A 14,801-nucleotide genomic window follows, 5' to 3' on the forward strand; every position below is an offset into this window, starting at 1 on the left:
CGGGACGGGCCATGGAAGAGGATGACAGCAAATTCATTGGATAACGCCGCTCGCTCTTAATAAGGAAAAACTCACTCCTAACGAAGGTAAAATTGCTCCTAATCCGGATAGACTCTGCTCCTAATGAGAGAAAACTTGCTCCGAACGCCGCCACTCATCCAAATCGTATGGAAAGGGCAAAGTAATTTTTGTCGAATTGTACATGTGTCCCCCTCAAGCAGGATAAAGTCTGCATAAGATATAGAAAAATAGAGGGAGGATACAGGTATGTTCATTCTGATCGTCGTTATGTTTATTCTCCTTGTGATTGTCGGGCTATTTTTCTGAAGGCAGTAAGGGGGAAGAATGCCTGTTGTAAAGGAACAACGGATAGCCAGGTGTATTTATTTACAGAACCCTGGCATTTTTAATTTGAGTAATAAGTCATGTCCATCGATAAAAGTCAACCTTTTTTTTGTGAATTACTTCTGCCAAACTAGTGCTGCATCGACAAAAAAACCCCGTTCAGCATTTGCCGGAAATGTGTGACAATAGAGATACATTAATCATGCGAAGGGGAGTGCGGTAATCATGCGGAACATCATTTCGTTTAAATTTAATCCTTCAAAACTTAAATTGAACAAGTTTATTGATTTTTATGGGTACTGCACGCAGTGGGATCAGAACATTTACGTTTATGGAAAGACCGAAGCTTATAAGGTGCATCGGTTATCTGAACTTCTTTCATTTATACTTTTTAGTCATGATGAAGAGTGCCTGATCGTCATAGAAGGAAGCGGAATTCCTGAAACGAAGGATTATATTTCCAAACATCTGGCAGGTGTGTTGTCCGCATAATGGAGCTTCTTAATTTTGATTTTCTGTTATTTTTTCCAATATGATATAGTTATAGGATACATATCATATTGAAAGGAAAATGAAAATGTTGCCAAAAGAAACGATACAGAAGGCTCCCATCAGCCCAATGAATGACCCTTGGGAAGCTTACTATGATATGGAAGCATATGGTCATCTTGAATTGACTAACGTTGAGTTTACAACGACAACGCTTTGTAACATGAGATGCGAACACTGCGCAGTCGGTTATACGCTTCAGAAACGTGATCCGGATGCGCTGCCGCTGGATCTGATGATTAAACGTCTGGATGAAGCAACTAATCTTCACGCGCTCAGTATTACTGGCGGAGAGCCAATGCTCTCGTTGAAATCGTTAAGAGAGTATGTAGTGCCCATTTTAAAGTATGCACACGAGCGCGGACTGAGAACGCAGATTAATTCAAATCTGACGCTCGATCTTGCGCGTTATGAGCTAATTATCCCTTATCTGGATGTCCTTCATATTTCATTTAATTATGGCAGTTTTCAGGATTATTCTGATATTGGGTTTGCAGTAATGGATAAAAAACCAAAACGGGAACAGCAGGAACTATTCTTTAATCGCATGATTGAAAATGCCAAGGTGCTCTCTTCACGGGGTGTTCTTGTCTCGGCTGAAACCATGATTAATAAACGCACACTGCCGCATCTTGAAGAAATTCACAGGCAGGTCGTTACAATGGGGTGTCGTCGTCATGAAATTCACCCAATGTATCCGAGCGATTTCGCGAGCAGTCTACAGGTAGCGTCATTGGACGAAATCCGTTCAGGTATTCAGAGATTGCTGAATGCGCGGGATGAAGATGTCTGGATGTTGTTTGGCACGCTGCCTTTTTATCCGTGCAGCGATGATGAGCGGGATCTGAAGCTTCTGAAGAAATTATATGAAGCAAAAAATGTAACGGTTCGCAATGATCCTGACGGTCGCTCCCGGCTGAACGTTAATATTTTCAATGGCGATATCATCGTTACCGATTTTGGCGATACGCCTCCTCTGGGGAACATCAAAACAACCAGTCTTGAGGGTGCCTACAGAAACTGGATGCAAACGCCGCTGGCCCGGTCATTAAATTGTCATTGCCCGGCGGTAAAGTGTCTCGGTCCGAATGTACTGGTTAAAAATACGTATTACAAAGACGTTGATTTTTCAAAACGAAAAACACGGATTGTGATCGACTGACCGTTATTCTGAAAGATTCCATATCTTATAAAATAGTGACTTTTGTCATCTGAACAATGGCAATAAGTCACTATTTTTGTGTACGGCCACCTGTTAAGCTTTGAATAGAAGATGGAAGGGGGCATGATCAATGATTATTGAAGTGAAAGATCTTGTTAAACGTTATAAAAATTTCCTCGCGATCGATCACCTTAATCTTACAATAGATGACGGTGAAATATTCGGCCTGCTCGGTCCGAACGGCGCCGGGAAGACGACGCTGGTCAATACTGTTCTTGGCTTGACATCCGTTGATCAGGGGCACATAACCGTTTTTGGAGAAGAGATGGGGAAACATGAGCGGGAAATAAAAAAACAAATCGGGCTCGTTCCCCAGGATATCGCCGTGTATGACGAATTGACAGCCTATGAAAACGTCCGGTTATTCGGCAAACTTTTCGGACTCAAAGGAGAAGTTCTCAAAATCGGAGTCAGTGACGCTCTGGAATTCACGGGACTGACGCACCTGCAGAGCAAAAAATCGTCGCAGTTTTCGGGCGGAATGAAGAGGCGCCTGAATATTGCCTGTGCCATTGTTCACAAACCAAAGCTGATTATTATGGATGAACCAACAGTCGGGATTGACCCGCAATCGCGCAATTATATTCTTGAATCGGTCAAAAAACTGAATCAGATGGGCTGCACGGTTATTTACATTTCACATTATATGGAAGAAGTGGCAGCGATCTGCTCACAAATTGCCATCGTTGACAAAGGACGGATTATCGCCAAGGGAACCAAGGAAGAACTGAGTAAGCTGATTGTTGATGATCAGATTGTTTCGGTCGATATTGATTCACCCAACTATACGCTGATCGAAAAATTAAAAGGCTTGTCAGAAGTCAAAGACGCATCCATAGAAGGCCAGACCGTCCGCATTATCATGCGTGTGATGAATATGAATGCTGTCCTTTCGGCATTTCTTGAAGTGGGTATCACTGTAACAAAAGTAGCGACAAATACCCCGACGCTTGAAGACGTGTTCCTGACGCTGACCGGAAGGGCTCTGCGGGAGGGATCTCATTGAGAACGATCATTGCTGTTTTTCTCACTACGGTAAAATTAAATTTGCGGAATCGCCGCGGGCTGCTTTTTATGATTTTGTTTCCCATTGTCCTGACGTTAATTCTTGGGACAGCACTGAGCAATATCAGCAGCGGCAGCAATACAACGGAATCTTTGCATATTCATGCTGCCATGGTTAATCAGGACCACGGCGCGATAGCCGGTCAATTGGAGAAATTCTTTCAAAGTCAGGAAATTAAAAAGATCGTCAAAACAAAAAGCTATTCTTCTGTTAAAACAGCTTCATCGGATTTAAAGAATCAGAAACTTGATGCGGTCATTGTCATTAACAGCGGATTTTCTCAAGCCGTACAACAAGGCAGGAACTACAAGCTTGACTTTATTACCAGCGGCGACCTTGAGAGCTCGATTATCAAAAATATTGCCGAAAGCTATTTGAAGCGGATTAACGCCGTTCGGGCTTCGGCCTCTGCCGGTGCCTTTCCATCGCAGTCCGGTACTCAAATGCAGCCGGATTCACTGATTTCAGACCACGCGCTAAGCATTAATGGTAAAGTTCCGAAATCAAGCGATTATTACGCGGTGACGATGTTGATCATGATTATTCTCTATGCCTCGAATTATGGACTGGATGTTGTCAGGGAATCAAAGAAATCACCGATTGGCTACAGAATACGTTCACTCCCTGTTCGTCAGATGAATTTCTTGATCGGCAAAACTCTTGGACAACTCGCGACCGTATTCTTACAAATCATTGTATTAGTGACATTTTTTAAATTTATCTATCATGCGAATTTTGGCAATCAGCTCGGATTTATATTTATGATGTGTTTCTTGCTCGGTTTTATCGTGATTATATTCAGTATGGCATTGTCGTTGTTCTTTACCTTTGAAATTGCTAACACACTTCTGAATTTTATCGTTCCGGTTGCTACGTTTTTGGCCGGCGGGTACGCCAAGCTCAGTTTTCTCGAAACCAACCCAATCACTTCGGCATTGCGCAGCTGGCTTCCCAACTCTTTGGCGCAGAATCTTATCTTCCAGAATATTTATGGGGAATCCGGAGTGTCGGTTACCGGAGGAATACTGAAACTGATTTTCATAGCTGGCTGCTTGTTATTACTAACAGTTGCGGCAGTGAGGAGGAGCAAAAATGGCGATCTTTCAAAATAATATCAAGCGTTTCCTGCTGCATAAACTGAATTTTGTCCTGTTGATGGTTATCCCTCTACTCTTTATCGTTCTCTCATTCTCAGGTTCAGGGGCTCAGAAGGCGGTAGTGGGAATTATTGATCATGACCACTCGTTGCTCTCACAAAGAATGGCACAATCGATAAAAACACAGGCCGACGTGGTTACTGTGACGGAAAAAGACATGAGGGATCAGCTTATTAACAATAAGGTTGACAGTGTGATTATTATACCCAAGCATTTTGCACAGTTCATGCTTGCAGGCAGATCTGTTAAATTGCAAAGTTTTCATGTTCAGGAAAGCAATGTTTCAAGCGGTATCCAGACATTTGTTTCCAGTTATCTTCAGGATGTCCATCTGATGGCGGGGAGCGCCCGCGGAGACAAGAATATGTTTTACAAGGCATTGGACGAATATCAAAAAAATCATTTGGGACTTCACGTAAAAAGTACGGATAATTCCGGCGCGCAGAAGGAAAAGACTATGGGCGCCCTTGGATTCGTTATTTTCGGCTTGTTCATGATTGTCAGTGTCTCCTCACGTTTCATTATGGAAGATAAAAAACTGAAGCTGTATAATCGCTTCTTTACGACCCCGTTATCAGTCCGGAGCTATAATGTACAAAATATATTAAGCTATCTGATGCTCGCGGCGGCAACCATTCTGTTGTTAATGGCAGTTCTTGTTTTCGGTTTCCATGCAACGCTAGGCCCTTCGTTGTTTAATGTATTTTTCGTGCTGTTTGTTTTTTCAGTTGTCTCAGTATCGATCGGTATTTTGATCAGTTCCCTTGCTAAGAGCCTAGGGCAGGCCACAGCCCTTAGTCAACTGATTATCACGCCGGTCGCAATGCTCGGCGGCTGTTTCTGGCCAATCAGCATCACCCCTGTTTTTATGCAAAAAATTGCTGATTTCGTACCGACAACATGGGGTATGCGCGCACTGACATCGCTCGTATACGGCAATCAGTTGAACCATGTTATAATGGATTTGGTTGTTCTGCTTGCGTTCGCCGCTGTGTTTTTCCTGCTTGCTTCCTGGAAAAAATCAGATATTGCACGTTAATCGGAGGCACCCATGTTCTATATTTATCGGGTTCTAATCTTTGGATTGGTCGGATATCTACTGACGGCCGGCAAGGGCGCACTGTCTTCTCTGGAAGTGGTGTGTTTCCTGTCGCTCGTCATTTTTGATGTATTGAAAACCAGATATATCCGGACAAAATTGATGGTGCAAGCGGAATGGGGGCTCGTTCTGATCGCATGTTTTGACCGCTCCGTTTTCATTGCAGCGTGGGCGCTCCTCCTGACTGACAGTTTGAAAAGCATGAAGCGCCTGCCATTACACCTTGCTTTTCTAACTGTTCCGGCTCTGTTTTTCCTGAATATGCAGCAAATCTTTCTTTATCTTCTTTATTTGGCCGTCTGTCTATACCTCACTGTTTTGATGAACCGGCTGCAGATGGCGGAAGACCGGTTCAGAAAAGTGACAGATGAGGAGAGGCACTATATTTATGAACTTGAAAAATCAAGACTGCTGCTGCAGAAACAGGCAGAGGAAAATATTCACCTAACGGAATTGAAAGAACGGAACCGGATTGCCCGGGAACTGCATGATACAGTCGGCCACCGAATCGCGGGACTGTACCTCCAGCTTCAGGCAGCATATAAGATCAGAACGAAAAACCCAAAAAAATTTGAAGAACTAGTTACCCAAACGATTGCCGAACTTTCCGGCACGCTCATCATGGTGCATGATACAGCTCATGATCTTGTTCCGAAAAGCAAAACGGGCCTGGAGGTGATCCGGGAACTGGTTGATTCTTTCAATTATTGCGAAATGTCGTTTGCATATCCGCAGCATATGGAAGGTGTTTCGGCTGCCCAGTGGCAGGTGCTGGAAGCTAATGTGCGGGAAGCACTGACCAATGTTTTTAAACATTCAGGGGCAACAAAAGTGACCGTTGAGCTGACGAAGAATCTTCGTTTCATACGGCTTTTTATCCATGACAACGGGAATGGGGCGCCTGTACTGAATCATCATCTCGGTTTATCGGGAATGCAAGAAAGGGTAAAAAATATGGGTGGCAGCCTGACAATCGACGGCCGTTCCGGTTTCACTATTGTCTGCGTGCTTCCACTGATTAGGGAAGAAGGTGGATTATTTGCGACTGCTCATCGTGGATGATGATGCACTGATTCGCGACAGCCTGAAACTGATCATTGATCTGGAAGACGATATGGAAGTTGTCGGAACATGCAGCGATGGTGAAGAAGCGCTGCAATTTTGCCTGGTAAATGACCGTCCAGACCTTGTATTGATGGATATCAGGATGCCAGTCATGGATGGTGTCCGATGCGCCACCGAGCTTAAAAAGAGATGGCCGGACCTGAAAATCATTATGCTGACGACTTTCAAAGATGATGCCTATATCAAACAGGCAATGAAAGATGGCGCCGCGGGTTATCTGCTCAAGAGTCAGCCGGCTGACTCAATTATCGCCACATTGCGGACAGCATACAAGGGCAGCGTTGTCATGAGCGGAGAAGTGGCCGAGAAATTATCCGCAATGCTCGGCAGTGAGTCTGATACATCAGCCCGCCCTGCCGAATGGAATGCACATCTAACTCATCGCGAAAAAGAAATTCTCGCCCTGATCGCCCAGGGTCACTCCAACCGGGAAATAGCCGGGCGCCTGTTTCTGAGCGAAGGGACTATTAGAAACAACGTCACGCGGATGCTGGAAAAGCTGGAACTTCGAACGCGGACACAGCTGGCCGTCTATTACATGAAACATTAACAGGAAAAAGAGGCGGCTGATAAGGCATTATCAGCTGCCTTCCTGGTCTTTGACACCGAGTGCCTGCTTTAAATACATTTTCAATGCAGAAATCTGATTGCTGACCCCGACCGTTTGATCGTTCAGCAACACCGATTCTATCAATACGCCATCGTTCACGTTCATCACAAATTGAGTGATCGCTTCAATAGGCTGTACGGGAAAAAATTCGCCGCGCTTAACTCCCTCCTCAAATATGCGGATAATAATAACATTTGCTTTTTCATAGCGTTTGCGTAAGTAGCGTTTCCTTTCCTCTGTCCGCCAGCCCGAAACGAAATACTCCAAAACGACCAGGGTAAAGGAATTCTCGGCCCCTCCTTCAAGATCCTCCAAATACTCTTCAAGTACTGCCCAGAGCCTCTTATGTTTTTTTATCAATGAGTCGATAAACTGCTCAAATGTCTGATCACTTTCGGCAAGCAGTGCGCGCATCATTTCTTCTGTGCTCGAAAAGTACTGATAAACGCCGCCGCGGCTCATGCCGGAAGCATCAACCACATCCTGCATCGTCGCCGGCTCAAAACCCTTTCGGCAGAAAACAGTTTTTGCGGCTTCAAGTATCTGCATTCGTCTCTTGAGCAAATGCTCCTTGGTCACTTTAGGCATCCTGTTCACTCCATTCATCAACAGTATAACATGTGAACGGAGCATTCTTCATCCTGTCATTCAGAGGAAGACTTTGAATAAACGCTATAGGCCCCGCTCCCTAATTTGTCAACTGCAGGCATCTGACGCAGAATGCTTTGAGTAAGCCAATAGACAGAGATGAGCAGATAGGATATGCCAATGCTGATAAAAACGGGTACAATGCCCCAGAGTTGAGCGACCTGACCACCAGCTAAAGAACCAAAGGGTATGGCAAAACCCCCAAAACTGGTCAGTATTGTGAAAAATTGTGCAAGATCTTCTTTAGGAACAGCTCGCTGCATGCCGGATACCAATAAGATATTCGTTATTCCGTTAAAAAGAAGACTCGCTGTATAAAGTGTAACGGACAGATAGTTGTTGTCTGAAAAAAATGACATGGTCCAGCAGAAACAACTAAATAACCCCCCACAAATTGTGATTTTACCTAATGGAACTTTTTGCAAGACCGGAGCGAGTATAGCTCCAATGAGAATGCCCATCGTATCGGCAGACTGATAGATCCCGTACCACTGGCTGCCGCCTCTTTGGGTAGCGTATGCGGGCAGAACGGCACTCAGCATGCCAAATACAAAATTGGCGATAATTGTTGTCGGCAAAAACTTTAGGATAAAGAACTTTCGGACTTTCCGAATTCCGTTGACCAATGATTGCCCATATTCTGAAAACATTAACCGAATGGTTTTGCGGTGCGACAGGTTATCCACTTTTCTTTTCTTCCCTGAGAGCCGCCCTGAGAGCCGCCCTGAGAGCCGCATGGTAAAAAAGAGAATAACGGCCCCTATATTAAAGGTAGTGGACAGGATGTAAAGGACCAGAGGATTAAAATAGATAAGCAGGACACCGACAAGGCTTGTAAAAACAATAGTCAGTGTCTGATAGGTAACATTCATCAGCGAATTGGCAGCTGAATACTTACCCTCGTTTACGAACTCAGGGATAAGGGTCATCTCTGCCGGATTACTGAACATGGTCAGAATGGCCACAACCGGCGTGAGAAACATCAGTGACCAGACGCTGTGCCAAACGGTACTGTACAACAGGAAAGCGATGATGACGGTCATTATTTGCCCAACTTCGGTTGCAATCAGTAAATATTTCTTATTAAATTTCTCAATTAGTGGACCGACGAGGAACTGCAGCATCATCGGCATCAGGACCAGAAAACCGGTAAGGCCGGTATAAAACGTATTGTGAGTCACGTGATAAATAAGCCAGATCATCGAAACGTTGTAAAAACAGGCACCTGTATTGCTGAGTACACGCCCGGATAGCAGCATCCAAAAATTTGCAGACATCTTCGAATCCCCTCTTTTTAAAATGACAACCATGTCGTTATTGTAAACGACACAGCTGTCATTTTCAATGGCTAAAAGTTTTTTAGTGCAATATTTGTCGATGCATTTTGTTAAGGACTTGAAAAGAAGATTAAAAGAGATTGTAAATCGTTCATGTTCTGTTAAAATTAAAAATGGGTTTTTCGTAAACATACTTTTAATTCGCGGCTGCGCGTGATTAGATAGACTGTTTTCAATATGAATTTGGAGAGGTGGACTTTTGTGCACTTTTTGTCGAAAAATGACAAGTTTTTGAATATGCTTTCGATGATTTCATTAAATCTGGAGGAAGCTTCCAGGTTCTTTGTCGAATCCAAAATCAAAAATGAGGCTGACCTTCATGAGTTTTCTGGAAAAATGAAGGGCTATGAACGGAAGGGCGATTCCTACATCCATGAATTGATTATTTCCCTTAACAAGACGTTTGTGACGCCATTGCAGCGCGAGGATATTCTGGAACTCGCGATGAAAATGGATAGCGTCCTGGACGGTTTTGAGGAATGGTCGATGAGGCTTGAAATATATGGCTTAACCCATACAGATGAGTATATGGCTGAATTTGTCGGTTATCTCTATGAGTCATCGAAAGAAATCGCTCAGGCGATCACGATGCTGAGCAAGAAAAAACTGACCAGCATCCGGAACAATGTGATCAAAATCAACGATTATGAAACTGAGTGTGATGATCTCTTGATCAAGTGCATCACGAGCCTTTTCAAGAATGAGAAGGATGCGATCAAGATTATTAAATATAAGGAACTTTACGAGATGCTGGAAAGTGTGGCGGACAGCTGCGAAGATGTAGCCGACACTTTGGAAACCATTATTATGAGAAATGCGTAACGTAAACTTGGAGTCCATCTGATCACAATCCATAACAGTTTTGATTCGGAAAGGATTTTTTTACAATGGAAAGTCTGTTCGCCTTAACACTGATGATCGTATTTATTGCCTTTATGTTTGATTTTATCAACGGTTTTCACGACACGGCAAATACGATTGCTACTTCTGTTTCTACACGAGCGCTCCGGCCGCTGGCGGCGATCATCCTGGCAAGTTCAATGAACTTTCTCGGAGCAATCACGTTTACCGGAGTAGCGCAGACAATAACCAAGGGCGTTATTGATCCGTTTACGATTCACGATGAGACAAAGGGACTGATCATTGTCATGGCGGCTTTGATTACTGCCGTGCTCTGGAATCTGGGAACTTGGGTGTTTGGGATTCCGAGCAGCTCGTCTCACGCGATTATTGGGTCACTGGCAGGGGCCGGCATATCCGGACTAGGTTTCGGTGCACTTAATTACAAAGGTTTTACTGATATTTTTGAAGCTTTGATTTTCTCACCGATTGCTGCCATGACTCTAGGTTTCATCATCATGAAATTGCTGACACTGCTTTTTCATAATTTCTCACTGATCAAAACAAACAGACGGTTTCGGCTGTTTCAAGTATTTACTGCAGCTTTGCAGTCTTTTGCACACGGAACAAATGATGCGCAAAAAACGATGGGCATCATTACAATGGCCCTTGTTGCATCAAAATATCTTGATCAAGTGGAAATTCCGATGTGGGTTCGGATTACTTCAGGTATTGCTATGGCGATGGGGACTTCAGTGGGCGGATGGCGTATCATTAAAACAGTGGGCAGTAAAATAATGAAGATTGAACCGATCAATGGCGCCGCCGCGGATCTTTCGTCGGCCACAATAATTTTCGGCTTCACTTTTATTCATTTTCCGGTAAGTACGACACATGTCATTACTTCCTCTATTCTTGGTGTCGGAGCTGCGGAACGGGTCAGGGGCGTTAACTGGAGCGTGGCGATGAATATTGTTATGACCTGGATAATCACCCTTCCGATGACCGCTTTCTTCTCCTTCTTTATATTTAAGTTTTTAAGTCTGATTTTATGATTTGTTCACTGGTTTTGAGGAAGAAAATGGGATTGGGGAAATTTCAGAAAGGGCCCTTTCCGGTATTGAGCTCCAGGAAAGGGCCGATCTATTAATACGCAACAGGCTAACGACCTGATGGCGGATATTTGCCAAATTTATAATCACGGTGTTAATCACGGTTAAAACGTTTACTTTTTGTAAGACCAAATCCTGCATTCAAACGCCTTAAGCAACGGTCAGGCAAAAGGAATGTGAGCAGACTGGATCTCAACAATCATATGGTCAAGTTCCCGACTGCATTGCAACGTTTCCTCTGCAGACATCCCGTACATTCGGGCTGTAAAAAACAACTGTTTGCGTTTTTTTTCAAGTTCCTCGGATTGTATAATCATTTTTTCCTGGGCCTTATTTACCGCTGAAAAACGGTACATTTGGTTTGTTTCACCTCCACTTATCTTTATTATTGAAATTTAATAATTGTATTATAGCATGCCCCATTTTTTTTCACTATAAAAAAGTATAATAATTAAAAAATGTTGACACCATGCTTTACCAGTGAAGTAGATCAATCTGAGCTTTAAGGCAAATGCCCCATGAGCCTTTACATAATTTAAACAATTGTAGCCGTCTGATAGAAGAGGACAGCGATCAAATAGTGAGCAAAAACAATTTTAATAGTGAGATAATGATTCATAATTCCTAGTTACTGAGAATGATTAATCGCGCCACCATAGACTTTTTTGAAAAAGTTAGATAAGATGTCCTTAATGTAACCTTGAGGAGGCTAAACAATGAAAGAGATGGACGCAAATGAAATTATTTCTTTTTTGCAAAACAGCAATAAGAAGACACCGGTTAAGGTTTATATAAAAGGGGATCTTGACGCTGTCGATTTCGGGAAAGACGTTCACACGTTTATCAGCGGATCGTCAGGAACAATTTTTGGTGATTGGGCAACCGTTGAAGCGATTATCGAAGAAAACAAAAGTAAAATAGAAGATTTTATCATTGAAAATGATCGCAGAAATTCTGCGGTACCGCTTCTGGATCTTAAAAATATTGGCGCACGGATTGAGCCTGGCGCATTGATTCGCGAAAAAGTTCAAATCGGGGAAAAAGCGGTCATCATGATGGGCGCGGTAATCAATATTGGCGCAGTTGTCGGTGAAGGCACGATGATTGATATGAATGCGGTGCTTGGCGGGCGCGCTACGGTAGGAAAAAACTGCCATATCGGTGCGGGAGCAGTCCTCGCCGGAGTTGTTGAACCGCCTTCTGCAAAACCGGTAGTTGTTGAAGATAATGTGCTTGTTGGTGCGAATGCGGTTGTTCTTGAAGGGGTACACATTGGTCAGGGGGCGGTCGTTGCCGCGGGTGCCATTGTGACTCAGGATGTTCCGGCAGAAACCGTGGTTGTCGGTGCTCCCGCGAGAGTGATTAAGTCTATAGATTCAAAAACGCGTTCGAAAACCGAAATCATGCAGGCACTTCGCCAGATCTGATCATTGAATAGTAAGCAACGAACAGAGGGGACAGGCTAATGGATTACATAGCAATCAGACGGGCGTTGCACAGGATTCCGGAAATAGGCTTTGAGGAAGTTAAAACACAGGCTTTTTTGCTTGACCAGATTCAAAAGATGCCACAGGAACATCTTCAAATGAAAAAATGGAGAACCGGATTGCTCGTGAAGATTTCAGGAACCGAACCTTCGCGGACCATCGGGTTCCGGACGGACATTGATGCACTTCCGGTGGAAGAAAAAACCGGTTATCCTTTTGCTTCGGAGCATGCGGGGAAGATGCACGCCTGCGGTCATGATTTTCATATGACAGTCGCACTCGGCGCACTGGAAAAAGTTGCGGCTCATCCGCTTAGAGACGATGTGGTTTTTATTTTTCAACCGGCTGAGGAAGGCCCTGGCGGTGCGATTCCGATGATGAAAAGCTCGGAATTCAAGGCATGGAAACCAGACTTTATTTTTGCACTTCATGTGTCACCGGAATTTCCTTCCGGGACCGTTGGCACAAAGGAAGGCATTCTTTTCGCCAATACATCTGAACTGTTCATTGATTTTACCGGGAAGGGCGGACATGCAGCGTATCCGCAACTGACTTACGATTCCATTGTTGCTGCCTGCAATTTCGTCATCGGCATACAGAGCATTGTTGCAAGACGGGTCAGTCCGCTGAATTCGGCGGTGCTGACGATAGGAAAAATGAGCGGCGGGACGAAACAAAATATCATTGCCGAACGCGCGAGAGTTGAGGGGACTATCCGGACACTGGATCAGAAGACGATGGCGCTGATCAAAGACGATATTGAACGGCACGTACAGGCAACAGAAGTGGCTTATCACTGTAAAGCCAATATTGATTACGGTGCGAATTATTATCAGGTATTCAATCACAAAGAGTACATCGATCCCTTTATTGAGTTTTGCAAAGATCATGCTTTTCCTTATGTGATCTGCGGCGACGCCATGACCGGCGAAGATTTCGGTTATTTTCTGAAAGATATACCGGGCTTTATGTTCTGGCTCGGCGTCGGCAATACCTCCGGGCTGCATTCCGCTGATTTCAGGCCGGATGAAGCGGCACTTGCGCAGGGCGTCCGCGTGGTCAGTGAATATTTGATGAAAGGGATCTGAAATTTTCCAATTTAAAAAGTCTCAATGGGCCGGATTGTCAGTGAAAACTTTCAATTCGGCTTTATTTGCTATGAGGTGGTTTTTTAGAATTATTGATCCGGGAATGCTAAGATAAAGGAAAACTGCTGTATTCGATAATTTAGTTTTTAATTGATAATCGTACACAATTAAATGTCTATCATTCTATTGCATGGATAAGACGATTCATTATTTAAATTAATTATTATTTAATATTGACTAAAAAATATACTAGCATTATAATAATTATATTTCCTCATGAGATCGTGAGGCATACTAAAAATCTAGGAGGTTTTTCAAAAATGGTAGAACGTCTTGTAAGTGCAAAAGCTCCTCTTTTCGAACTTGATTGTGTCAACGCAGACGGGTCTTTTGGCAAGGCAAGTCTGGAAGAAAATATAAAGGCAGGAAAATGGACAATCTTTTTCTTCTATCCGATGGATTTTACGTTTGTGTGCCCAACTGAAATTACTGCGTTCAGCGATCGCAACGATGAATTTACAGAATTGAATGCAGATATTGTTGGCTGCTCCTGTGACACGATTTATACTCATCAGGCATGGATGAAGACTTCAAGAAGAGAGGGCGGCATCGGGAAAATCAATTTCCGCCTTGCTGCCGACCATACTCATGAAGTTGCAGAAAAATACGGCGTTCTTATTCCAGAAGAAGGGGTTGCGCTCCGCGGCCTGTTTATCATTAATCCGGAAGGAGAACTTCGTTATTCTGTAGTCAATGACAATAATATCGGACGTGATGTTGACGAAACACTGCGTGTCCTTCAGGCACTGCAATCCGGCGGTCTGTGCCCTGCAAACTGGCACCCGGGTGATGAAACACTGCATGTCTGATCTTCAGAGATATTCCATTTAATTCACATTATAATGAACGTAAACGGTGTCTGTTTTAGGCACCGTTTTTCTTTATACTACTTTATACTATAAGTATAAAACCTTAGCGGCTTGGCTTTACCAAGTTTTCTTTTTTATTTTCGGAGTAGAACCTAGCTGAACCGAAGTCAATCCTGACAAGGAAAAAATTGCTCCCAATGCGATTATGGTAATCTTAAATGACTGAAATCGTTCCTAAAGATGGAGT

General features: G+C 43.6%; 15 protein-coding genes and 1 pseudogene. 13 read left to right on the forward strand and 3 right to left on the reverse strand.

What is annotated here, in order from left to right; genetic code table 11:
• Positions 1-264: 264 nt before the first annotated feature.
• The 8 genes and pseudogenes from COP04_RS20745 to COP04_RS08345 all read left to right on the forward strand — a co-directional run.
• Positions 265-327 (forward strand): annotated as a pseudogene (locus COP04_RS20745) (YjcZ family sporulation protein); the annotation flags it as partial.
• Positions 328-570: 243 nt separating this feature from the next.
• Positions 571-837, forward strand: a complete 267-nt coding sequence (locus COP04_RS08315; RefSeq protein WP_100487541.1) for a hypothetical protein — start codon at positions 571-573, stop codon at positions 835-837.
• An 85-nt stretch (positions 838-922) separates the two neighbouring features.
• On the forward strand, positions 923-2,056 hold the full coding sequence (yfkAB, locus tag COP04_RS08320) for a radical SAM/CxCxxxxC motif protein YfkAB (protein WP_100487542.1): 1,134 nt from the start codon (positions 923-925) through the stop codon (positions 2,054-2,056).
• Positions 2,057-2,186: 130 nt separating this feature from the next.
• Positions 2,187-3,122: an ABC transporter ATP-binding protein gene (locus COP04_RS08325; RefSeq protein ID WP_100487543.1), complete on the forward strand. Its 936-nt coding sequence runs from the start codon at positions 2,187-2,189 to the stop codon at positions 3,120-3,122.
• Positions 3,119-4,294, forward strand: coding sequence for an ABC transporter permease (locus tag COP04_RS08330; RefSeq protein WP_100487544.1), 1,176 nt, complete (start codon positions 3,119-3,121; stop codon positions 4,292-4,294). The genes COP04_RS08325 and COP04_RS08330 overlap by 4 nt, the downstream gene beginning before the upstream one ends.
• Complete coding sequence (locus COP04_RS08335) at positions 4,275-5,378, forward strand: ABC transporter permease (protein WP_100487545.1); 1,104 nt, start codon at positions 4,275-4,277, stop codon at positions 5,376-5,378. The genes COP04_RS08330 and COP04_RS08335 overlap by 20 nt, the downstream gene beginning before the upstream one ends.
• A gap of 12 nt (positions 5,379-5,390) precedes the next feature.
• On the forward strand, positions 5,391-6,500 hold the full coding sequence (locus COP04_RS08340) for a sensor histidine kinase (RefSeq protein ID WP_100487546.1): 1,110 nt from the start codon (positions 5,391-5,393) through the stop codon (positions 6,498-6,500).
• Positions 6,478-7,113 carry a response regulator transcription factor gene (locus COP04_RS08345; RefSeq protein ID WP_100487547.1) on the forward strand — a complete coding sequence of 212 codons (636 nt, stop codon included), beginning with the start codon at positions 6,478-6,480 and terminating at the stop codon, positions 7,111-7,113. Before COP04_RS08340 ends, COP04_RS08345 begins: the two co-directional genes overlap by 23 nt.
• 30 nt (positions 7,114-7,143) lie before the next feature.
• Here the strand turns inward: COP04_RS08345 and COP04_RS08350 are convergent, their stop codons facing one another.
• Complete coding sequence (locus COP04_RS08350) at positions 7,144-7,761, reverse strand: TetR family transcriptional regulator (RefSeq protein ID WP_100487548.1); 618 nt, start codon at positions 7,759-7,761, stop codon at positions 7,144-7,146.
• A gap of 56 nt (positions 7,762-7,817) precedes the next feature.
• Positions 7,818-9,098, reverse strand: a complete 1,281-nt coding sequence (locus COP04_RS08355) for an MFS transporter (protein WP_100487549.1) — start codon at positions 9,096-9,098, stop codon at positions 7,818-7,820.
• Between the two features lie 237 nt (positions 9,099-9,335).
• Between COP04_RS08355 and COP04_RS08360 the strand changes: the two genes are divergently transcribed.
• On the forward strand, positions 9,336-9,980 hold the full coding sequence (locus tag COP04_RS08360; protein ID WP_420852741.1) for a DUF47 domain-containing protein: 645 nt from the start codon (positions 9,336-9,338) through the stop codon (positions 9,978-9,980).
• 65 nt (positions 9,981-10,045) lie between these two features.
• The gene (locus COP04_RS08365; RefSeq protein WP_100487551.1) at positions 10,046-11,053 is read left to right on the forward strand and encodes an inorganic phosphate transporter; all 1,008 of its coding nucleotides are present in this window, start codon (positions 10,046-10,048) and stop codon (positions 11,051-11,053) included.
• A 218-nt stretch (positions 11,054-11,271) separates the two neighbouring features.
• Here COP04_RS08365 and COP04_RS08370 read toward each other — a convergent pair whose 3' ends face one another.
• The gene (locus tag COP04_RS08370) at positions 11,272-11,466 is read right to left on the reverse strand and encodes an aspartyl-phosphate phosphatase Spo0E family protein (protein ID WP_100487552.1); all 195 of its coding nucleotides are present in this window, start codon (positions 11,464-11,466) and stop codon (positions 11,272-11,274) included.
• A gap of 360 nt (positions 11,467-11,826) precedes the next feature.
• On the opposite strand from COP04_RS08370, the gene dapD reads away from it, so the two are divergent.
• The 3 genes from dapD (at position 11,827) to COP04_RS08385 (ending at position 14,554) form a co-directional block, all read left to right on the forward strand.
• Positions 11,827-12,537: a 2,3,4,5-tetrahydropyridine-2,6-dicarboxylate N-acetyltransferase gene (gene dapD / locus COP04_RS08375; RefSeq protein ID WP_100487553.1), complete on the forward strand. Its 711-nt coding sequence runs from the start codon at positions 11,827-11,829 to the stop codon at positions 12,535-12,537.
• 38 nt (positions 12,538-12,575) lie between these two features.
• The gene (locus COP04_RS08380; RefSeq protein WP_100487554.1) at positions 12,576-13,685 is read left to right on the forward strand and encodes an N-acetyldiaminopimelate deacetylase; all 1,110 of its coding nucleotides are present in this window, start codon (positions 12,576-12,578) and stop codon (positions 13,683-13,685) included.
• 320 nt (positions 13,686-14,005) lie between these two features.
• Positions 14,006-14,554 carry a peroxiredoxin gene (locus COP04_RS08385; protein WP_100487555.1) on the forward strand — a complete coding sequence of 183 codons (549 nt, stop codon included), beginning with the start codon at positions 14,006-14,008 and terminating at the stop codon, positions 14,552-14,554.
• Positions 14,555-14,801: the final 247 nt, after the last annotated feature.

Source organism: Sporolactobacillus pectinivorans (genome assembly GCF_002802965.1).
In the GTDB taxonomy this organism is placed as follows: domain Bacteria; phylum Bacillota; class Bacilli; order Bacillales; family Sporolactobacillaceae; genus Sporolactobacillus; species Sporolactobacillus pectinivorans.